Source organism: Pantoea sp. UBA6567, assembly GCF_002434165.1.
GTDB classification, from domain to species: Bacteria; Pseudomonadota; Gammaproteobacteria; order Enterobacterales; family Enterobacteriaceae; genus Pantoea; species Pantoea eucrina.
The window spans coordinates 24,576-45,077 of the sequence record NZ_DJJN01000001.1 but is presented as its reverse complement, the minus strand read 5'-3'; the positions used below and the strand labels follow the sequence as shown (position 1 = coordinate 45,077).

The following is a 20,502-nucleotide window of genomic DNA, read 5'->3' as shown; positions in this document are numbered from 1 at the left end:
TTCTTCAGGAGAGCGGATTGACGACCATCTGCCCTGCCGTACCGCGATCGGCCAGTTCCAGCGTCTGGCTATAATAGACAAACGGGAAGTGATCGCTGGCGCTTTGCGGAAAACTCACCAGCAGTTCCACACTGCCGTCAACCCAGACGGTATCTTTCCAGCCGCGATCTTCGCCCATCGACTGCGCGCCGTTGACGCTTTTGATAAGGAACATGACGCCCTGAATATGCAGCGACTGCGGGCGATCGGCGTGAATAATCCAGCGCTCAAACGTTCCCTGCTGCGTTGTGGTATCGATGCGGTTCATATCCCACAGCGCGCCGTTAATGCCCGGTACGCTGTCGCCAATACGAAATTCGCGCGTCCGCACCGCCACGCCGTCGAGGATCTGATCGGCCAGCAGTCGCATCGGCAGGTTATCGGTGACCAGCGGCAGCAGCCCGGTCGGGCGCAGCGTCAGCACCAGCGTGTTGGTCAGAATGGATGAGGGTTCAAACAGGCCGCGCAGGCGATCCATAATCCCTGCCGCCGTGCCCGCCGTGATTGACACTTCATCCCCCTGCGACATATCCACCAGCACCTCACGCCGTTCGCCTGGCGCCAGAGAGAGCGTCTGCACCGCGACCGGCGAAGGCAGGAACCCCTGATCGCTGGCAATAACGGTAAAAGGGCGACCGTCTGAAAAACGCAGGTCAAAGCGGCGCGCATTGGCGGCGTTCAGCAGGCGCAGGCGCACCCAGCCGCGGGAAACATCCACATAGGGATTCTGCACGCCGTTAACCAGCAGCGTATCACCGAGAAACCCGCCCTCTGATGGCGGGTTATAGACCGGGGTGGCGAAGTTATCGAGGCGCTTATCCTGAATCACCAGTGGAAAATCATCCACGCCGTAGTGCTTAGGCAGCGGCAGCGATTTGCTGACCTCATCTTCAATCAGCCACATTCCCGCCAGGCCGTTATAGACGTGCGGGGCCATATGATTCGGCGTGCTGGCGTGATACCACAGCGTCGCCGCCCCCTGCCGAATGGGCAGCACCGGCGACCAGTCAGCACCCGCTGACATCATGCGCGGCGCCCCGCCCATCAGCGCGCCCGGCACCTGCAGGCCGCTGACCGTCATCGCCACCGGCTCATTAAGCCGGTTGCTGTAGATAAGCTTAACGTCATCACCGCTGTAAACCCGCACCGTCGGCCCCAGATAGAGGCCGTTAATGCCCCAGACCGGAACTTTGCTGCCGCTGCCCGTAAACGACCAGTGGCTGCGCTGCAGCGTCAGAAACAGCGGCTGTCCGCGGCGGGATTCAATCAGCGGCGGGACCGGCAGCGGGACATCGCCAGCCGGAGTAGCGGCGCGGGCTGAAAAAGTCAGTGCCGGGGAGGCCAGCGCAACGCCGGCAGAAAGCTGAATAAAGTGACGTCTGCTGCAAGACATAAAACTTCAGACCTTTTGAGCGGGGCGTAAAACGCCGTGTCCATGTTGTTGTTGTTGTTAATTTTGCTGTGGTGCACGGGGGTGGCATCCACCACCCCCGGATAGGGCTCAGATTTTACCGTTTTTTTCGCGTTCAGCGACTTCTGCGTTTAACTCTTCCAGCTTAGCAGACATTATTTCACGGCAGTGGGTCGCCAGCTTACGCACAGAGGTGGTCTCAAACTGTGCGGTATCGACCGGTGGCAGCATCTCTACAATCACCAGGCCATTCTTCCAGCGATTCATATTAATTTTGCCATGCGTATTGGAGACGACGATCGGGATAATGGGTACGCCAGCGGCGACGGCAGCGTGAAACGCGCCGGTCTTAAACGGCAGCAGGCCACGTCCGCGGCTGCGCGTGCCTTCCGGGAACATCCAGAATGAGATACGCTTCTTTTTAAATTGCCCGACAATCTCTCCGATAGTGCCGTGCGCTTTCGCCCGGTTGTCGCGATCGATCAGCAGGTTGCCTGTCAGCCAGTAGAGCTGCCCGAAAAACGGGATCCACAACAGGCTCTTTTTGCCCACGGTAACGGTGGTCGGCTGTACGATTTTCGCCGCCGTGATCATGTCATAGTTGTTCTGATGGTTTGCAATATAGATAGCATTACCGTAATTCGCCGCCTCAGGAGGCTTACGCAGCTCAACTTTAACGCCCAGCACTCCGGAGAGCCGGCCAAAAAGATGGCCAAACGTCGCGACATGGCGCGGGTTGCGCGGCGAAAACAGGCACCAGATGCTGCCGAAGACACAGACCAGTACGGAATAGATGATAATAATTATCGCGCGTAAAATTAGTAACATAGCGTCCTCAAAAAAATACTCCTTCGCAGATAACCTGATTACTCTGCACTTGCGTCACGCTTAGGGCGTGCCGGCGCGTTGACTTCAACGCTGTCAATACGCTGCAGGCCGCGTGATACGCTGCCGCGACGGCCGCGATCGGCACGCACTTTCTGCAGATCTTCATCGCGCAGGATCAGCTTACGTTTACCCACATAGAGGGTAAGAGTGCTGCCCGGCGTCAGAATCAGTAGCCACTGCAGCCGGTCGGCACCGGAGGCAGCATCTGCGGCAGGAATTGAGATAATTTTATTGCCTTTGCCTTTAGACATTTGCGGCAGGTCAGCCACCGGGAACATCAGCATTCTGCCCGCCTGGGTGATTGCCAGCAGCATGTCATCGCCGGAATTGACCGCCAGCGGCGTCATGACGCGCGCATTCTCCGGCAGCGTCAGCAGCGCTTTACCGGCGCGGTTGCGCGATACCAGATCGGCAAAGGTACAGATAAAGCCATAGCCGGCATCAGAGGCCATCAGCAGCTTCTGATCGTCCGCTTCCATCAGCACCTGCTCCATCACTGCGCCCGGCGGAAGCGTCAGCTTGCCGGTCAGCGGTTCCCCCTGCCCGCGCGCCGACGGCAGCGAGGTGGGATCGAGCGTATAGCTGCGGCCGGTGGAGTCAATAAATGCCACCGGCTGATTGCTCTTGCCGCGCGCCGCCGCCCGATAGCTGTCTCCCGCTTTATAGCTCAGGCCGGCAGGGTCGATATCGTGCCCTTTGGCGCTGCGCACCCAGCCCATCTGCGACAGCACAATGGTCACCGGCTCAGCGCTCACCAGCTCATTTTCACTCAGCGCTTTCGCCTCTTCACGCTCGTGCAGCGGCGAGCGGCGCTCGTCGCCGTATGCCTGGCTGTCAGCCTGCAGCTCTTTCTTCAGCAGGCTGTTCATTTTCCGCTCAGACGCCAGCGTGGCCTGCAGCTGATCGCGCTCTTTCTCCAGTTCGGCCTGCTCGCCGCGGATCTTCATCTCTTCGAGTTTCGCAAGATGACGCAGCTTCAGCTCCAGAATCGCTTCGGCCTGCGTTTCGCTGATTGCAAAGCGCGACATCAGGACCGCTTTGGGTTCATCTTCACTGCGGATAATGTGGATCACATCATCAATGTTCAGAAACGCGACCAGCAGCCCCTCAAGGATATGCAGGCGGCGCAGCACGCGCTCCAGCCGGTAATTCAGACGGCGCGTGACCGTATCGCGCCGGTAGACCAGCCATTCAGAGAGGATCTCCAGCAGGTTTTTCACTGCCGGACGGTTATCCAGACCAATCATGTTCAGGTTAACGCGGTAGCTCTTCTCCAGATCGGTGGTGGCGAAGAGATGGTGCATGACCTGATCGAGATCGACGCGGTTAGAACGCGGCACAATCACCAGCCGCGTCGGGTTTTCGTGATCGGATTCGTCGCGCAGATCCTCAATCATCGGCAGTTTTTTGTTACGCATCTGGGCGGCGATCTGCTCCAGCACGCGCGCGCCGGAGACCTGATGCGGCAGCGCAGTGATCACTGCCTCACCCTCTTCTTTTTTCCAGACGGCGCGCTGACGTACCGATCCACGCCCGCTCTGGTAGATCTTGCGGATCTCTTCACGCGGCGTGATGATCTCTGCTTCCGTCGGATAGTCAGGACCCTGCACAATATCCAGCAGCTCATCCAGCGTGGTTTTGGGTTTGTCGATCAGCCGCACCGCGGCTTCAGCCACTTCGCGCAGATTGTGCGGCGGGATATCCGTTGCCATGCCGACGGCGATACCGGTGGTGCCGTTAAGCAGAATGTTGGGCAGCCGCGCCGGCAGCATTTTGGGTTCCTGCAGCGTGCCGTCAAAATTCGGGGTGTAATCAACCGTGCCCTGGCCCAGCTCGCTGAGCAGCACTTCCGCATATTTAGAGAGGCGCGATTCGGTATAGCGCATCGCGGCAAAAGATTTGGGATCGTCCGGTGCGCCCCAGTTACCCTGACCATCAACCAGCGGATAACGATAGGAGAACGGCTGCGCCATTAATACCATCGCTTCGTAACAGGCGCTGTCGCCATGCGGATGATATTTGCCCAGCACGTCACCGACGGTGCGCGCTGACTTCTTAAATTTGGCGCTGGCGCTCAGGCCCAGCTCTGACATGGCGTAGACGATACGGCGCTGCACCGGCTTCAGACCGTCACCGATATAGGGCAGCGCGCGATCCATAATCACATACATGGAGTAGTCCAGGTACGCTTTTTCGGTAAACTTGTGCAGGGCAAGACGCTCTGCACCATCCTGCGTCATTTCGCTCATTACGTTTGCATCCTCACTTCGTGGCCCGCACCGGCGGGTCATTTGGCGAGGATAGTACCTTATTCACGCGAGTTAGTCACAGAGAAGCCGTGTCTCTGCGGCAGAAAGGTTTGCGTTAAAAAACAACAGCGCAGCAGGCGGATCCGGCCGCTTTTGCCCTTTGATAAAACCGCTGATTTTGCTGCAGAAAACCCGGTGTGACGTCATACCGCATCAGGGCACTTTACCCAGCCACGCTTGCTGGATCGCCGCATATTCGCCCGTGGCAGTCGCCAGATGCAGCCACTGATCCACGTAGAGTTTCCAGCTCATATCATCGCGCGGCAGCATGTAAGCTTTTTCACCATACTGCATCGGCTTATCCGGATTAATGGCGCATAGCGACGGATAGTGCTGCTGCTGAAACTGCGCTTCAGACGCGTCGGTGATCATCACGTCCGCTTTTTTATCCGTCAGCTGCTGAAAGATGGTCGTATTCTCTGCCAGCTGCAGCGTAGCCTGCGGCAGATGGCTGTGCACGAACGCTTCGTTAGTGCCTCCGGCAGGCTCGATGACCCGCACCTCACGCCGGTTTATCTGCGCAATGGTCTGATAGCGCGCTTTGTCCTCACAGCGCACCAGCGGAATTTTGCCATCTGTGCCGAGCGGTCGGGCAAACCAGGCGATTTTCTGACGCTTCAGCGTGACCGATACGCCGCCCAGTGCGATATCGCACTGGCGGGCAACAAAATCGGCGCTCAGTTTTTTCCAGGTGGTCGGCACCCACGCGACTCTGGCGCCCAGGCTGGCGGCCAGCGACTCCGCCATGCTGATATCCAGCCCTTCATATTTTCCATCACTGCGCAGAAAGCTGTAAGGCTTATAGTCGCCAGTGGTACAGACGCGCAGCGTCTGCTGCTGCTGAATGAGATCGAGACGTGACTGCGCCTGAGCCGTGCCCGCTACCAGCAGCAGCGCGATAGTGATCTGTTTTTTCATAGCCTCTTCTTATTTTAATTCCGGGTTGCGCACAGAGTGTTTCACACGCCGGAGCATTATTGCTTTATAAGCAACAGTATTGTGACCCGTGGCACGTTTTTCCCCGCAACTTTCGCGCGTAGAGTGTGCCGTATCAAACTAACATTCAGGTGCAAAACAGTATGAGCAACATTCTGATCATTGACGGTGGCAAAACCTTTGCTCACTCAAAAGGCGAACTTAACCATACGCTGACCGACGTCGCGGCCAGTCAGCTGCGCGATCTCGGTCATCAGGTCTCTGTCACGCTGGCCGACAGTAACTACGACGTCGCAGAGGAGATCCAGAAGTATCTGGACAGCGATGTGGTGATCTATCAGATGCCGGGCTGGTGGATGGGCGAGCCGTGGACGGTGAAGAAATATATCGATGAGATCTTTACCGAAGGTCACGGCAAACTTTACGCCAGCGATGGCCGCTCACGCAGCGACGCCAGCAAAAAATATGGTTCCGGCGGCCTGATTCAGGGTAAAAAATATATGCTGTCGCTGACGTGGAACGCGCCGCTGGAAGCCTTTACTGAAGCCGATCAGTTCTTTGAAGGCGTGGGCGTGGATGGCCTCTATCTGCACTTCCATAAGGCCAACCAGTTCCTCGGAATGGAGGCGCTGCCTACCTTTATCTGCAACGACGTTATCAAACAGCCCGATGTGCCGCGCGATATTGCGCGTTATCGGACTCATCTCAGCGCAATCTTTGCTTAACTGTAAGCACAACGGGAAAAGAGGAAGCGCTATGTTAACAGTCGTCGCTGAAATTTGTGTTAAACCGGGCCGTCGTCAGGCGGTGCTGGATGCCATCAATGAGCTGATTCCGGCGGTACTGCAGGAGGAGGGTTGCCATCAGTATGATGCGCTGCTCGACCATCAGGCGCAGGTGCCGTGGAAGCAAAACTCACCTGACTCCATTTTTATGCTGGAGCAGTGGGCCTCGCTGCGGGCGCTGGAGCAGCATCAGCAGATGCCGCATATGGATGCACATCGCGCCCGCATCAAAGACGACGTGGTGGATGTAAAAATCCTGGTGCTGGAACCGGCCAGCTGATCCTCTCCTCAGGCAACGCTCTGGCTATGCCGGAGCGTCTGCCGCCCGAATGCTTAAATCAGCTGCTGACGCTGGATTTTCTCCTGCAGGAAATCGAGAAAGCAGGTGACGCGCGAACTCAGCGTCTGGTTGCGATAGTAGACGGCGTGCACCGGCAAACGTAGCTCCCGGGTTTCGCTCGCCAGCACATCCATCAGCCGCCCCTGTTCGCGATCTTCCCGGCTGACAAAATCAGAGAGCCTGACAATACCCAGCCCCTGCAGGGCCAGCTGGCGCAGCGTTTCGCCGCTGGAGGCGGTCAGGGTGGGTTTAATACGCAGAAACTCTCCCTCCTGCTGCCAGACGGGCCAGATGTTATGGGTATCCAGCTGGCTGAACCCGATCAGCTGGTGCTGGCTCAGCGCGGCTACGCTATCGGGTATGCCATGTTTTGCCAGATAGTCCGGACTGGCTACCAGTCGCGTCGCGCTGCTGCCTAACACCCTGGCGCGCAGCGTCGAGTCGCGCAGTTCGCCAATGCGAATAGCGATATCCGTTTGCTGTTCCAGCAGATCGATAACGATGTCGTCGGTGTTGAGTTCAAGTTCAATTTGCGGATAGCGTTGCCGGAACTCCGCCAGCAGCGGCACGATGACGTGCAGCATAAAGGGGGTATTGGCGTTAATGCGCAGTCGCCCGGCAGGCGTCTCACGGCGGCGGGCTATCTGCTCTTCGGCCCGCTCAACGGAGGTGAGGATCTGGCGGGCGTGCTCAAGAAAAATCGCGCCCTCATCGGTCAGCGCCAGACGGCGCGTGGTGCGGTGCATCAGCGTGGTCTGTAACTTACTCTCCAGCCGGCTGAGCGCGCGGCTGATACCGGAGGTGGTCTGCTCCAGCTGTTCTGCAGCGGCGGTGATCGAACCGCTGTCGACCACCGCCACCCAGGCGCGCAGCTCTTCGAGAGTAATTTTCACCGTGTTATCCTCAGCGCGCGTCGCCGTCATTAAACGTCGAGATCGGCGAGATCGCCTTTCTCCTGTAGCCAGTTGCGGCGATCTTCGGAGCGTTTCTTCGCCAGCAGCATATCCATTACGCGCAGAGTCTGCTCAATATCCTCATCGGCAATGGTCAGCTGTACCAGACGCCGGGTATTTGGATCGAGCGTGGTTTCGCGCAGCTGCAGCGGGTTCATTTCACCCAGCCCTTTAAAACGCTGTACGTTCGGCTTGCCTTTTTTCCGCTTCAGCTGCTCCAGCACGCCCTCTTTTTCATCTTCATCCAGCGCATAATAGACCTCTTTACCGAGGTCGATACGATAGAGCGGCGGCATCGCAACATAGACGTGTCCCTGCTGCACCAGTGAACGGAAGTGCTTCACAAACAGCGCGCACAGCAGCGTGGCGATGTGCAGGCCATCGGAGTCCGCATCCGCCAGAATACAGATTTTGCCGTAGCGCAGCTGGCTCAGATCTTCGCTATCCGGGTCGATACCAATCGCTACGGAAATGTCATGCACCTCCTGCGACGCCAGTACCTCATCAGAAGAGACTTCCCAGGTGTTCAGGATCTTTCCCTTCAGCGGCATAATCGCCTGGTATTCGCGATCGCGCGCCTGCTTGGCCGAGCCGCCCGCTGAGTCACCCTCAACCAGGAACAGCTCGGTTTTATTCAGATCCTGGGCGGTGCAGTCTGCCAGCTTGCCCGGCAGCGCCGGCCCGCTGGTGAGTTTTTTACGCACCACCTTTTTCGCCGCGCGCATACGGCGCTGCGCGCTGGAGATCGCCAGCTCAGCCAGCATTTCTGCCGCCTGCACGTTCTGATTCAGCCACAGGCTGAACGCATCTTTCACCACCGCCGACACAAAGGCCGCGCACTGGCGCGAGGAGAGACGCTCTTTGGTCTGACCGGCAAACTGCGGATCCTGCATTTTTACCGATAACACATAGGCGCAGCGATCCCAGATATCTTCCGCTGACAGCTTAACGCCGCGCGGTAAAATATTGCGGTATTCGCAGAATTCGCGCATGGCATCCAGCAGTCCCTGGCGCAGACCGTTTACGTGCGTTCCGCCCTGCATGGTCGGGATCAGGTTAACGTAGCTTTCCGTCAGCAGCTCGCCCCCTTCCGGTAACCACAGCAGCGCCCAGTCTACCGCTTCCACGTCACCGGCAAAGCTGCCCGTAAACGGCGTTTCCGGCAGCGTGGGCAGCCCGTTGACCGCCTCACTCAGATAATCGGTCAGACCATCCTGATAGAGCCAGGTCTGCTCGCTGTTGTTCACCTTATCTTTAAAGACAATCTCAACGCCGGGACAGAGTACCGCTTTGGCTTTAAGCAGGTGTTTCAGGCGCGATACGGAGAAGCGCGGGCTGTCGAAGAAGCTGACGTCAGGCCAGAAATGCACGCTGGTGCCCGTGTTACGTTTGGCGACCGTACCTATCACTTTCAGGTCTTCAACCTTTTCGCCATGCTCAAAAGCGATACGATACACTTCACCATTACGCCGTACGGTCACTTCCACCCGCGTGGAGAGCGCGTTGACAACCGAGATGCCCACGCCGTGCAGGCCACCGGAAAACTGATAGTTTTTACCGGAGAATTTACCGCCTGCGTGCAGCCGGCACAGGATCAGTTCAACGGCCGGTACGCCCTCTTCCGGATGGATATCCACCGGCATACCGCGCCCGTCGTCGATCACTTCCAGTGACTGATCGGCGTGCAGGATCACCTCGACCCGGCTGGCATGGCCCGCCAGCGCTTCATCGACGCTGTTATCGATAACTTCCTGACCCAGATGGTTTGGCCGGGTGGTATCGGTATACATACCCGGACGGCGACGCACAGGCTCAAGGCCGGTCAGGACCTCAATCGCGTCAGCATTATAGTTTGATTGGCTCATTGTATTTGTCTGATGAACAAGAGAAAAAGGAGCCCATGACGCAGCTTAGGAGAGGGATAAACCCAGAAAATCTACTATCTGCGTAAAATGGCGTTCAAATCCGATAAAGGCGTGATTGCCGCCCGCTTCAACCGTCTGCCGGCATGCGCTGTAGTAATTCAGTGCCTGGCGATAGTCGAGGATCTCATCGCCGGTCTGCTGCAATAGCCAGAGCAGATCGGGCGCATCAAGCGGGTCAATCTGCATCACTTTCAGATCGTAAATATGGCGTGACTCTAACACATATTGCTGGCCGGTGTAGGGATTACGGTTCTCGCCCAGATAATCCGTCAGCAGCTCAAACGGACGTACCGCCGGATTCACCACCACCGCTGGCAGCATAAAACATTGCGACAGCCAGGTCGCGAAATAGCCGCCCAGCGATGAGCCAACCAGCCCCAGCGGTTCGCCGGTATGCTGCATCACTAACTCTTCCAGCAGGCTGGCTGCCTCCTCCGGAAAAGCGGGCAGCTGAGGCACCAGAACATTAATGTGCGGCTGCGCTGCGGCGCACCACGCCTGCAGCTGCGTCGCTTTGGCTGACTGCGGCGAGCTATTAAATCCGTGCAGATAGAGCAGCGTGGCCATTAATCAGTACCCATCTGAGTCAAGGTCCGGCCGGAACATATCGCTTTGCAGGCGATTCACTTCCGTCTCCAGTGAGCCATCCGCCGCTAATGTCAGCCAGCGCCAGCCGGGGGCCAGCGTGTCGATGGTGAAACTGGTGCAGTGCGGTTTGAACTGGACGCAGGTAGAAGGCGAGGCCAGAACCCGGCGCCCCTGCCAGTGAAGATCGAGCTCCTGATGAATGTGGCCACATACCAGATGCTGCGCCTGCGGAAAAGCCTGTAACACCGCTTCCAGCTGGTGCGGGTTACGCAGGCTATGCTGATCGAGCCAGGTACAGCCGGAAGGCACCGGATGATGGTGCAGCAGGATGAGCGAGTGCCGCCCAGGAAACCGCGCAAGTGACGCTGCCAGCCACTCCAGCTGATAGTCGCTCAGCATGCCGTGTGGCACGCCAGATACCTGGCTATCGAGCAGCAGCAGCTGCCACTGCTCCCCCAGCAGAACGTGTTTATCTGCCGCTATGCCTGCTTCGGCGAGGGTATTCACCATCGCTGGCTGGAAATCGTGATTACCGGGCAGCCAGACGCATGGCTTTTGCAGGCGGGCAATACCGGCAACAAAATGCTGGTACGCTTCCACGGTATGATCCTGCGCCAGATCGCCGGTCGCGATAATCAGATCATATTCGTGCTGCTGTGCCGCGATAGCATCCAGCACCGCATCGAAGCTCGCCCAGGTGTTAACCCCCAGCAAAGATTGGTGCTTCCCCGCGAAGAGATGGGTATCAGTGATCTGCAGGATCCGGATCGCGGATCCTGGTGCCGCAGGAAAAGTGAGCAGGCTATCCAAAGCGTTTCCTTAATCTCCACGCCATCAATGCGTCAGACGCGTTTAGCAAACAGGCACGGCCAGAGCACCGTGCGCCAGGCAGTAGCGCAGCCAGTCAGCCAGAAACTGGTTAATCTGATGTTTTTCATCACGCTGATGCAATTTTTTATTAGGATAATCATAGCGTGCTTTAAAGCGATAGATCTGCTGTGTGGAACACACTTCAGCGACCATCGCATCGTGATAGAGCCGCACTGACATCGCGGGCAGACTCCAGTAGCTTACCGCCGGCGCCACCTGCCGGATTTCAACCAGCGTGGTATAACGCGTTGATTCTTCAATCGTCAGCTGATAACGGGCGCCGTTGACCTGATAGAGCACCGAGGCGCCTGCTTCATCACTGCGCGGCAGCAGGCGACGCAGCTGCGCGAAGTTCGTTTCGCACAGGCGCATCATTTCGGGAAAATCAGGGGTATAGCGCTGTTTCATTTTACCTTCCACTCACGTCGTAGTGTTTCATGGTGCAACGCCAGCCATTGCAGCGCAATGACAGAAGCTGCGTTATCAATAATCCCCTCTTCCACCCAGCGATAAGCCTGTTTGCGGCTCACCACATGTACGAGAATATCCTCATTCTCTTCCTCCAGCCCATGGTTCCCTTCTGCCAGGCTGGCATCCACTTCACCCACCAGCACCGACAACCGTTCAGAGGTGCCGCCAGGGCTGGCTAAATAACTGATAACCGGTTTCACGCGCCCGACATTCAGGCCCGCTTCTTCCTGTGCTTCGCGTCGTACGACCTCTTCCGGCGTTTCTCCGGGCTCAATGATACCTGCCACCATCTCCAGCAGCCAGGGTGTGGCGCTGGAATCAAGAGCCGGAATGCGGATCTGTTCGATTAAGACGACTTCGTCGCGCAGGGGATCATAGGGTAGCAGCACGGCGGCGTGTCCGCGCTCGAAAACTTCACGCACCACTTCACCACTCATTCCGCCATTAAAAAGGCGGTGGCGAAAGCGATAGCTGACGATGGAAAAAAAACCGTCATAACGGGTATCGCGTGCAATAATTTCTACATCGTTTTTTGTGAAAGTCACAGGGGATTTTTTTTCGCCCGCCATCGTCTGGTTCCTTATGCAGATTGGGATAGAGCATCGAAAAGCCAACCCTTGTGCTCCATCCGAGTGGTTCTTTCTGAATTATTTACGTAAATTAGGGAAAGAAGGCACGTTCAGCCAACCTATCTCTGACAGCGCCTCTGTAAAATCGGCGATTATTTTTTTGGCTTAGCAGCAGCACTTTTCGCGTCACAGGCTGCAACAAAAGGAATGCAAATGAAAAAACTGCTCCCATTTTTTATTGGACTGAGCCTGGGCGGATTCAGCCTTGCCAGCCAGGCAGAAAACCTGATGCAGGTTTATCAGCAGGCGCGCCTGAGCAATCCCGATCTGCGTGCCTCTGCCGCCGATCGCGACGCTGCGTTTGAAAAGATCAACGAAGCGCGCAGCCCGTTGCTGCCGCAGCTGGGCCTGGGTGCAGATTACACCTATAACAACGGCTATCGTGATAACAGCGGACTGAACACCACTACCAAAAGCGCCTCGCTGCAATTAACGCAGACGATTTTTGATATGTCAAAGTGGCGCAGCCTGACGCTGCAGGAAAAAACTGCCGGCATTCAGGATGTCACCTACCAGGTCGCGCAGCAGGATCTGATCCTCAATACCGCTACCGCCTACTTCAACGTGCTGAATGCGATTGATACGCTCTCCTATACCGAAGCGCAGAAACAGTCCATTTATCGCGAGCTGGATCAAACCACGCAGCGCTTTAATGTCGGCCTGGTGGCGATTACCGATGTACAGAACGCCCGCGCCCAGTATGACAGCGTGCTGGCGAATGAAGTGACGGCCCGAAACACGCTGGATAATGCGGTTGAATCGCTGCGTCAGATCACCGGGATGGACTACCTCTCCCTGGCCTCGCTGAGCATCGATCGCTTTAAAACAGCACGGCCTGATGCGGTCGCCAGCCTGTTAAAGCAGGCTGAGAGTCGCAACCTTAACCTGCTCTCTGCGCGCCTGAGCCAGGATCTGGCTCGTGAGCAGATCCGCTATGCTGAATCGGGCCATATGCCTACGCTGGATCTGACGGCGTCGACCGGTCTGTCTAACAATAAATATAGCGGCAGCCGGGCGAATCAGAGCATCACCAATAACGACTCGATCTCGGGTTCAAATCAGGTCGGCCTGAGCTTCTCATTACCGCTCTACAGCGGTGGTTCAGTGACCTCGCAGGTGAAACAGGCGCAGTACAACTTTGTCGCCGCCAGCGAACAGCTGGAAGGCGCGCATCGCAGCGCGGTGCAGACCGTACGCTCCTCGTTTAACAACGTGAATGCGTCAATCAGCAGCATTGATGCGTACAAACAGGCAGTGATCTCTGCGCAAAGCTCACTCGACGCCTCTGAAGCAGGCTATCAGGTGGGTACCCGTACGATTGTTGATGTACTGGACGCGACCACTACGCTGTTTAACGCTAAACAGCAGCTCTCCAACGCGCGCTACAGCTATCTGATTAACCAGCTGAATATCAAATATGCGCTGGGTACTCTCAATGAGCAGGACCTGCAGCAGCTGAACAGCGCGCTGGGCAAAGAGGTGACGACCTCACCTGAAGTCGTCGCGCCGGAAAATAGCCAGCAGACTGCACAGGCCGACAGCGCACCGCAGGCGGCAGCTTCCGCTCCGGCGGCGTCTGTTCAGCCGGCAGCGCGCAACAGCGGCAATCCATTCAGCCGCTGACAGCAAAAGGGGCCCCTGCGGCCCCTTTCGCATTTGAACGTATAGCTACGTAAAGATCCGCGCCCTGTCAGGCTTCACGCTTTAAATCCCCCCTCGCATCACCTATCCTGACTGCAACTCTGGGTACAGGATAATCACTATGAAACGGACAAAAAATATCCGTCATGCCGCTTTTCGTAAAGGCTGGCAGGCACGTCATCTTACGCCCGTCGCGCTGGCGGTCACTGCAGTATTTATGCTGGCAGGCTGCGAACAGAGCGACGAAACAGTTTCGCTCTATCAGAATGCTGACGACTGTGCGAAAGCCAATCCGGATCAGAGCGGTCAGTGTAAAGCCGCTTATAACAATGCGCTGAAAGAGGCGGAGCGCACCGCGCCTAAATATGCCTCACGCGAAGATTGCGTGGCGGAATTTGGCGAAAATCAGTGCCAGCAGGCACCGGCTCAGGCGGGTGCGGGCACCACCGCAAACAATGCCGAAGCACAGCACAGCGGCGGCTTCTGGATGCCGCTGATGGCTGGCTACATGATGGGACGTATGATGGGCGGCGGCGCCGGTTTTGCTCAGCAGCCGCTGTTTTCCCCTAAAACGCCTGCCAGCCCGGCTAACGGACAGTTCGTAGACGCCGCCGGTAAAAACTATGGCTCAGCGACCTCTGGCCGTACCATGAACGTGCCTAAAACCGCCATGGCACCTAAACCGGCCACGACCTCGACCATTACCCGCGGTGGCTTTGGTGAGACGGTCGCGAAGCAAAACAGTATGCAGCGCAGCAGCGCCAGCGGCACCAGCAGTCGCTCGCTGGGAGGCTAAGCGCCGTATGCAACGTATTGCTATCAGCGAACGCCCGGACTGGCGCGCAAAAGCCACTGAATATGGCTTTCAGTTTCACACGATGTATGGTGAGCCCTACTGGTGTGAAGAGGCCTATTATCAGTTCACGCTGGCACAGGTAGAGACGCTGGAAAGCGTTACGGCAGAGCTGCATCAGATGTGCCTGCAGGCGGTGGAAAAAGTGGTTAACAGCGATGCGCTGCTGACCCGCTTCTGCATTCCGAAACACACCTGGGAGTTTGTCCGCGAATCCTGGGCTCAGCGTCAGCCTTCGCTCTATTCCCGTCTGGATCTGGTGTGGGATGGCAGCGGTGAGATCAAGCTGCTGGAAAACAACGCCGACACGCCGACGTCACTCTATGAGGCCGCTTTTTTTCAGTGGATCTGGCTCGAAGATCAGCTCAAAGCGGGCAACCTGCCGGCGGGCAGCGATCAGTTTAACAGCCTGCAGGAGAAGCTGATTGAGCGGTTTGCGGTTCTGCAGCAGCAGCACGGCTTTAACTGGCTGCACTTTGCCTGCTGCCGTGATACGGAAGAGGACCGCGCGACGGTACAGTATCTGCAGGATTGCGCCACAGAAGCGGGACTTCCCGGCGAGTTTCTCTATATCGACGAGATTGGACTAGGGGAAAAAGGCCAGTTTACCGACCAGCACGATCGCGTCATCAGCAACCTGTTCAAGCTCTACCCCTGGGAGTTCATGCTGCGCGAGGTGTTCTCGACCAAGCTGGCCGATGCCGGCGTACGCTGGCTGGAACCCGCCTGGAAAAGCATCCTCTCCAATAAAGCCCTGCTGCCGCTGCTGTGGGAGATGTTCCCGGACCATCCCAATCTGCTGCCCGCCTGGTTTGCAGATGACAGCCAGGCGCCGCAGATGGATAAATATGTGGTGAAGCCGCTCTTCTCCCGTGAGGGCGCCAACATCCGTATTATTGAAAACGGCAACGAAATTGCGCGCGCTGACGGTCCCTATGGCGAAGAGGGTATGATTATCCAGCAGTTCTGCGCGCTGCCTCGATTTGGCGACAGCTATACGCTGATTGGCAGCTGGCTGATAGACGATCAGCCGGCGGGGATTGGCTTACGCGAAGATCGGGCGCTGATCACCCAGGATCTGTCGCGCTTCTATCCGCATACTTTTATCGGCTAACCTGGTGGCGCATTCCGGTGCGCCCCCTTCCGGCCTGCGACGCCGCGGGCCGTTATCCCACCTGCGCTGACAGCATACTGATTGCGCCCATCTCCATGCCCTCAACCGGCACGCTGACCGCCTCACCCGCTGCGCGTGCGCCCAGAATATAGAGCAGCGGCAGATAGTGTTCAGCGGTCGGATGCGAAAGCGCCGCGCCCGGATGCTGCTGATAGTTAACCAGCGGATGATCGGCTGCCGGCGCGTCGCTGGGCAGATTATCGCGCACATACTGGTTAAACGCTTCGGCCCATGGATACGCCGGCGCACTCCCCTGCCACTGCAGCTTGCGCAGGTTATGTACCACGTTGCCGCTCGCAACCAGCAGGATCCCCTCATCGCGCAGCGCAGCCAGCTTACGTCCGGCCTCAAAATGCCATGCGGCGGGCCGGGTACTGTCCACGCTGAGCTGCACCAGCGGAATATCCGCCTCAGGATAGATTTTGGCCAGCAGGCCCCACGAGCCGTGATCGAACCCCCAGCTCTCATCTTTTTCTGCCGCCGGCAGCAGCTCCGTTACGCGCTGCGCCAGCGCAGGCGATCCGGGTGCCGGGTAGCGCACGTCAAACAGCGCCTGCGGAAATCCGCCGAAATCGTGAATAGTGCGTGGCTGTTCCATGGCGGTTACCCGCGTTCCGCGCGTGTACCAGTGCGCGGAAATCGCGAGAATAGCGCGCGGGCGCGGCAGATCTCTGCCCAGCTGCTGCCATACCCGGGTATAACGGTTCTCTTCCAGCACGTTCATCGGGCTGCCATGACCCAGAAACAGAGCAGGCATACGGCCATCACACATTTTCACACCTCACCGCTGTTGCTTTCATAAGCGTCACAATACGCGCTTGCCAGGCCACTTAAACGCGGAGAAGCGTGATAATGTCTGTCAGCAAATTTGAATAAGCGTGAACGACATAACTTTACGCTTAATAACTCGATATTTTATAAGGTTAATTATAATGTAACTGGTAATCATTATCATCATGGAGCTTGCTATGTCGGTGCCTTTACTGCTCACTATTCTGGCCGGTGGTGCCACCTTTATTGGCGCCCTGTTTGGCATTCTCGGTCAAAAGCCGTCAAACCGTCTGCTCGCCTTTGCGCTCGGCTTCGCCGCCGGCATTATGCTACTGATTTCGCTGATGGAGATGCTGCCAGCGGCGCTGCATACTGCAGGAATGTCACCGATGCTGGGATACGGTATGTTTATGCTCGGCCTGATCGGCTATTTCGCGATGGATCGCCTGCTGCCGCATCAGCATCCGCAGGATCTGATGGCCACTCAGGGTCGTCCCGTTAACCTGAAGCGAACTGCTGTGCTGCTGACGCTGGGCATCAGCCTGCACAATTTTCCTGAAGGGGTCGCCACCTTTGTTACTGCCAGCAGCGATATGGAGCTGGGGCTGGGCATCGCTTTAGCCGTGGCCATCCACAATATTCCTGAAGGACTGGCGGTTGCCGGGCCGATGTACGCGGCGACCGGTTCCAAAGCCAAAGCGCTGTTCTGGGCCTGTATTTCTGGTATGGCGGAAATTCTGGGCGGCGTCATTGCCTTTCTGCTGCTCGGTCCGGCGCTGTCGCCGGTAGTGATTGCTGCCATTATGGCCGCCGTCGCAGGGATTATGGTCGCACTTTCGGTGGATGAACTGATGCCGCTGGCGCGCGAAATCGATCCGCACAATAACCCGAGCTATGGCGTGCTGTGTGGGATGACGGTGATGGGGCTGAGTCTGACGCTGCTGCAGACCGCCGGCGCGGGCTGATTTCCCGCCCTCCGGCTGGTCTGCTTTTGTATGCCAGCTTTAGCTGGCCTGACGGGTCTCACGCTGGCGGCGGTAAGCCACCAGATCTTCAATGGTCACCACGGGCATATCATGCTGCTGCGCAAACGCGATCGCTTCAGGGGCGCGCGCCATGCTGCCATCGTCGTTAGTCAGCTCGCACAGGACGCCAGCCGGCCTGAAGCCCGCAAGCGTGACCAGATCGAGCGTGGCCTCGGTATGACCGCCGCGCGTCAGTACGCCACCTTCGCGCGCGCGCAGCGGGAAAACGTGTCCCGGACGGTGCAGGTCAGCCGGTTTAGCATTATCAGCAATCGCGGCGCGGATAGTGGTGATGCGGTCAGCTGCAGAGACGCCGGTGGTCACTCCCGCTGCGGCTTCAATCGTAACGGTAAATCCGGTGCCGTAAGAGCTGGTGTTGTTCTCTACCATCATCGGCAGATCGAGCTGCTGGCGGCGGGCCTCATTGATGCAGAGGCAGACAATGCCGCTGCCGTGGCGGATAGTCAGCGCCATCTGCTCTGTGGTCATGGTCTCGGCGGCAAAAATCATATCGCCTTCGTTCTCGCGATCTTCATCGTCAAGAACCATCACACCGCGACCGTTACGCAGTGCGTCAAGTGCACGTTCTACACGCTGTTCCGGCGTGCCAAATTCAGAAAGAAGCGTCTGATTCATGGTAATTAACCTTAAAATATTATGAGTTACCAGAACCAGGGCGAGCTTAGGAGTGCGTGAAAAATACACATGGCAAAAACGTGACGCGGGCATAAACCCGGCTGATGTCGTTACCCTCTCCCATCCGGACTTTAACCGTCGGCCCCGGAATCACACCGGATCTGCTGTCCTTTTGCACGGTCGCAAAAGCGCTCGCGGGCTTTCAGCAGAAGCTGATTTACCGCCGGTGGGGAATTTCGCCCCGCCCTGAGAATAAGCAAAATCACTATAGCGTTATTCACCGGGACGGGCAATCGACAAAAGTGCAATTGCTTTTGCACATCATGCGTTGCGGATTTCGGGTTTAACCTTTTTGGTTCTGGCATTACACTTACTTCTTGTACCGTCGGAAAACGTGCTGCTCACAGCCACCGCAATCAGGAAATAACCATGATCGACACAAAAAAAATTGAACAACTGGCGCGCCAGGTCCATGAAGCGATGCCGAAAGGCATCCGCGACTTTGGCGACGACGTGGAGAAGAAAATCCGGCAGGTTCTGCAGGCGCAGCTGACCCGTATGGATCTGGTTAACCGTGAAGAGTTTGATGTGCAGACTCAGGTCCTGCTGCGCACCCGCGAAAAGCTGGCAGCCCTGGAGCAGCGTCTGGCTAAACTGGAGAGTGAAAGCCCGGCGGCACCGGCGCCAGCAGTGGTGACGCCCGATCCGGCCGGTAAAATCGATACGCCACAGTAAATATGATCAGCCGGGTGGCTGCTGCCCCCGGCTGTCTGCTCAGTGACTGCGGATCGTTTTAATAATGTTGGTGGTGGAGATGCCATCTTCAAAGTTAAGCACGCGTACGTCACCGCCGTTGGCCCATACTTCTTTGCTGCCTGCGATCTCTTCCGGCTTGTAATCTCCGCCTTTCACCAGCAAATCCGGCAGCACATCGGCAATCAGACGCTGCGGCGTATCTTCTTCAAACAGTACGACCCAGTCCACCGCTTCGAGTGCGCTCAGCACAATCATCCGGTTCTCCTGCGGATTAACCGGCCGGGTTTCGCCTTTAAGACGTCGGGTTGACGCGTCGCTGTTCACCGCCACAATCAGCCTATCGCCCAGCTTGCGGGCATTGGCGAGATAAGAGACGTGTCCTGCATGCAGGATGTCAAACACGCCGTTGGTCATCACCACTTTCTCGCCGCGCTGACGCGCCTGAGCCACGGCGGTTTTCAGCTCGCTCTCCGTCATCACGCCAAAGCCGCTTTCGGGACGTGCATGAATAGCGTTCTCCAGCTCCACCGTACTGACGGTGGAGGTTCCCAGCTTGCCCACCACGACGCCTGCCGCCGCGTTGGCAAGGAAACAGGCGTTTTCCAGCGTGTCACCTGCCGCAAGGACCGCGGCCAGGACGCCAATAACCGTATCGCCGGCACCGGTCACGTCATAGACTTCCTGCGCCTGCGTCGGCATATGCAGGGGCGCTTTACCCGGCTGCAGCAGCGTCATGCCGTTTTCAGAACGGGTCACCAGCAGCGCTGAGAGCGCATAGTCAGCGATCAGCTGCATTCCCCGGCTGACAATGTCCGCTTCGGTTTTACATTTGCCGGCAACGGCTTCAAATTCAGACAGGTTTGGCGTCAGCAGGGTTGCACCGCGATAGCGCTCAAAGTCGGTGCCCTTCGGGTCGATCAGTACCGGTACACCCGCTTCGCGGGCCAGCCCGATCATAGTCTGGACGCTGCTCAGGGCGCCTTTAGCGTAGTCTGACAGCACCAGCGCGCCAGCCTGTGACAGCGACTGACGCATACGATCGTGGATGGGCTGCGGATCGACCTGATCAAAGCCCTCTTCAAAGTCCAGCCGGATCAGCTGCTGGTTGCGCGACAGCACGCGCAGCTTGGTGATGGTGGGATGCGTTTTCAGCGCCACAAAGTCACAGCTGACGTTAACCTGCTCCAGCGTGCGGCTCAGTACCTGCGCGGCATCATCCTCACCGGTCAGCCCAATCAGACGCGATGCGGCACCCAGCGCGGCAATGTTCATTGCCACGTTGGCCGCGCCGCCCGGACGCTCCTCAATGGTATCCACTTTGACGACCGGCACCGGCGCCTCGGGTGAAATGCGGCTGGTCGGGCCATACCAGTAGCGGTCTAACATCACATCGCCAACAACCAGTACGGTGGCCTTGCCAAACGCGGGCAGTGTTACTTTCATTTCAGAGACTCCAGACTACGCTCAAAATATTGCGCGGATAATACCATATACCCGCCGCA

General features: G+C 57.5%; 20 protein-coding genes and 1 riboswitch. Of the genes, 7 read left to right on the top strand and 13 right to left on the bottom strand.

The features are described 5' to 3' along the window. Positions 1-4 precede the first annotated feature (4 nt). The 4 genes from ftsP to B4M48_RS00215 all read right to left on the bottom strand — a co-directional run bounded on the left by ftsP (position 5) and on the right by B4M48_RS00215 (position 5,565). Entirely contained in the window at positions 5-1,432 is a 1,428-nt protein-coding gene (gene ftsP / locus B4M48_RS00230) for a cell division protein FtsP (RefSeq protein ID WP_071669236.1), read from the bottom strand. Positions 1,433-1,540: 108 nt separating this feature from the next. Next, a complete protein-coding gene (locus B4M48_RS00225) occupies positions 1,541-2,278 on the bottom strand; it encodes a 1-acylglycerol-3-phosphate O-acyltransferase (protein ID WP_039380186.1) in 738 nt (245 codons plus the stop codon). A gap of 38 nt (positions 2,279-2,316) precedes the next feature. Further along, complete coding sequence (gene parC / locus B4M48_RS00220; RefSeq protein ID WP_039380189.1) at positions 2,317-4,587, bottom strand: DNA topoisomerase IV subunit A; 2,271 nt, start codon at positions 4,585-4,587, stop codon at positions 2,317-2,319. Positions 4,588-4,800: 213 nt separating this feature from the next. After that, positions 4,801-5,565, bottom strand: coding sequence for a transporter substrate-binding domain-containing protein (locus B4M48_RS00215; protein WP_039380192.1), 765 nt, complete (start codon positions 5,563-5,565; stop codon positions 4,801-4,803). Between the two features lie 161 nt (positions 5,566-5,726). Between B4M48_RS00215 and B4M48_RS00210 the strand changes: the two genes are divergently transcribed. Together B4M48_RS00210 and B4M48_RS00205 are read left to right on the top strand one after the other, a co-directional pair. Next, positions 5,727-6,308: an NAD(P)H-dependent oxidoreductase gene (locus B4M48_RS00210; protein ID WP_071669235.1), complete on the top strand. Its 582-nt coding sequence runs from the start codon at positions 5,727-5,729 to the stop codon at positions 6,306-6,308. A gap of 31 nt (positions 6,309-6,339) precedes the next feature. Then, positions 6,340-6,648, top strand: a complete 309-nt coding sequence (locus tag B4M48_RS00205) for a putative quinol monooxygenase (RefSeq protein WP_039380197.1) — start codon at positions 6,340-6,342, stop codon at positions 6,646-6,648. 53 nt (positions 6,649-6,701) lie between these two features. On the opposite strand, the gene B4M48_RS00200 is transcribed toward B4M48_RS00205, so the two are convergent. From B4M48_RS00200 to nudF, 6 genes are read right to left on the bottom strand one after another with little or no spacing between them, the layout of a single operon-like run. Continuing rightward, positions 6,702-7,601: a LysR substrate-binding domain-containing protein gene (locus tag B4M48_RS00200; RefSeq protein WP_039385639.1), complete on the bottom strand. Its 900-nt coding sequence runs from the start codon at positions 7,599-7,601 to the stop codon at positions 6,702-6,704. A 29-nt stretch (positions 7,602-7,630) separates the two neighbouring features. Continuing rightward, the gene (gene parE / locus B4M48_RS00195) at positions 7,631-9,526 is read right to left on the bottom strand and encodes a DNA topoisomerase IV subunit B (protein ID WP_039380200.1); all 1,896 of its coding nucleotides are present in this window, start codon (positions 9,524-9,526) and stop codon (positions 7,631-7,633) included. 45 nt (positions 9,527-9,571) lie between these two features. Beyond that, positions 9,572-10,153, bottom strand: coding sequence for an esterase YqiA (yqiA, locus tag B4M48_RS00190; RefSeq protein ID WP_039380202.1), 582 nt, complete (start codon positions 10,151-10,153; stop codon positions 9,572-9,574). Positions 10,154-10,156: 3 nt separating this feature from the next. Beyond that, on the bottom strand, positions 10,157-10,984 hold the full coding sequence (cpdA, locus tag B4M48_RS00185; protein WP_039380205.1) for a 3',5'-cyclic-AMP phosphodiesterase: 828 nt from the start codon (positions 10,982-10,984) through the stop codon (positions 10,157-10,159). 42 nt (positions 10,985-11,026) lie between these two features. Next, the gene (locus B4M48_RS00180; protein WP_039380208.1) at positions 11,027-11,452 is read right to left on the bottom strand and encodes a DUF1249 family protein; all 426 of its coding nucleotides are present in this window, start codon (positions 11,450-11,452) and stop codon (positions 11,027-11,029) included. Further along, the gene (gene nudF / locus B4M48_RS00175; protein WP_288655720.1) at positions 11,449-12,084 is read right to left on the bottom strand and encodes an ADP-ribose diphosphatase; all 636 of its coding nucleotides are present in this window, start codon (positions 12,082-12,084) and stop codon (positions 11,449-11,451) included. The genes B4M48_RS00180 and nudF overlap by 4 nt, the downstream gene beginning before the upstream one ends. Positions 12,085-12,297: 213 nt before the next feature. Here nudF and tolC point away from each other — a divergent pair, with 213 nt between their 5' ends. From tolC to B4M48_RS00160, 3 genes are all read left to right on the top strand, one after another. Next, positions 12,298-13,767: an outer membrane channel protein TolC gene (tolC, locus tag B4M48_RS00170; protein WP_288655719.1), complete on the top strand. Its 1,470-nt coding sequence runs from the start codon at positions 12,298-12,300 to the stop codon at positions 13,765-13,767. Between the two features lie 139 nt (positions 13,768-13,906). Continuing rightward, entirely contained in the window at positions 13,907-14,581 is a 675-nt protein-coding gene (locus B4M48_RS00165) for a DUF1190 family protein (RefSeq protein WP_039380215.1), read from the top strand. Between the two features lie 7 nt (positions 14,582-14,588). Then, entirely contained in the window at positions 14,589-15,752 is a 1,164-nt protein-coding gene (locus tag B4M48_RS00160) for a glutathionylspermidine synthase family protein (RefSeq protein ID WP_104085425.1), read from the top strand. A gap of 52 nt (positions 15,753-15,804) precedes the next feature. Here B4M48_RS00160 and ygiD read toward each other — a convergent pair whose 3' ends face one another. Continuing rightward, a complete protein-coding gene (gene ygiD / locus B4M48_RS00155) occupies positions 15,805-16,584 on the bottom strand; it encodes a 4,5-DOPA dioxygenase extradiol (protein WP_169713297.1) in 780 nt (259 codons plus the stop codon). Between the two features lie 196 nt (positions 16,585-16,780). On the opposite strand from ygiD, the gene zupT reads away from it, so the two are divergent. Then, positions 16,781-17,548, top strand: coding sequence for a zinc transporter ZupT (gene zupT / locus B4M48_RS00150; RefSeq protein WP_039380219.1), 768 nt, complete (start codon positions 16,781-16,783; stop codon positions 17,546-17,548). A 39-nt stretch (positions 17,549-17,587) separates the two neighbouring features. Here the strand turns inward: zupT and ribB are convergent, their stop codons facing one another. Then, a complete protein-coding gene (ribB, locus tag B4M48_RS00145) occupies positions 17,588-18,244 on the bottom strand; it encodes a 3,4-dihydroxy-2-butanone-4-phosphate synthase (RefSeq protein ID WP_039380221.1) in 657 nt (218 codons plus the stop codon). Between the two features lie 108 nt (positions 18,245-18,352). Then, positions 18,353-18,502, bottom strand: a riboswitch (FMN riboswitch). A gap of 171 nt (positions 18,503-18,673) precedes the next feature. On the opposite strand from ribB, the gene ubiK reads away from it, so the two are divergent. After that, on the top strand, positions 18,674-18,979 hold the full coding sequence (gene ubiK / locus B4M48_RS00140; RefSeq protein ID WP_034828368.1) for a ubiquinone biosynthesis accessory factor UbiK: 306 nt from the start codon (positions 18,674-18,676) through the stop codon (positions 18,977-18,979). A gap of 39 nt (positions 18,980-19,018) precedes the next feature. On the opposite strand, the gene hldE is transcribed toward ubiK, so the two are convergent. Next, on the bottom strand, positions 19,019-20,443 hold the full coding sequence (gene hldE / locus B4M48_RS00135; protein ID WP_039380223.1) for a bifunctional D-glycero-beta-D-manno-heptose-7-phosphate kinase/D-glycero-beta-D-manno-heptose 1-phosphate adenylyltransferase HldE: 1,425 nt from the start codon (positions 20,441-20,443) through the stop codon (positions 19,019-19,021). Positions 20,444-20,502 lie beyond the last annotated feature (59 nt).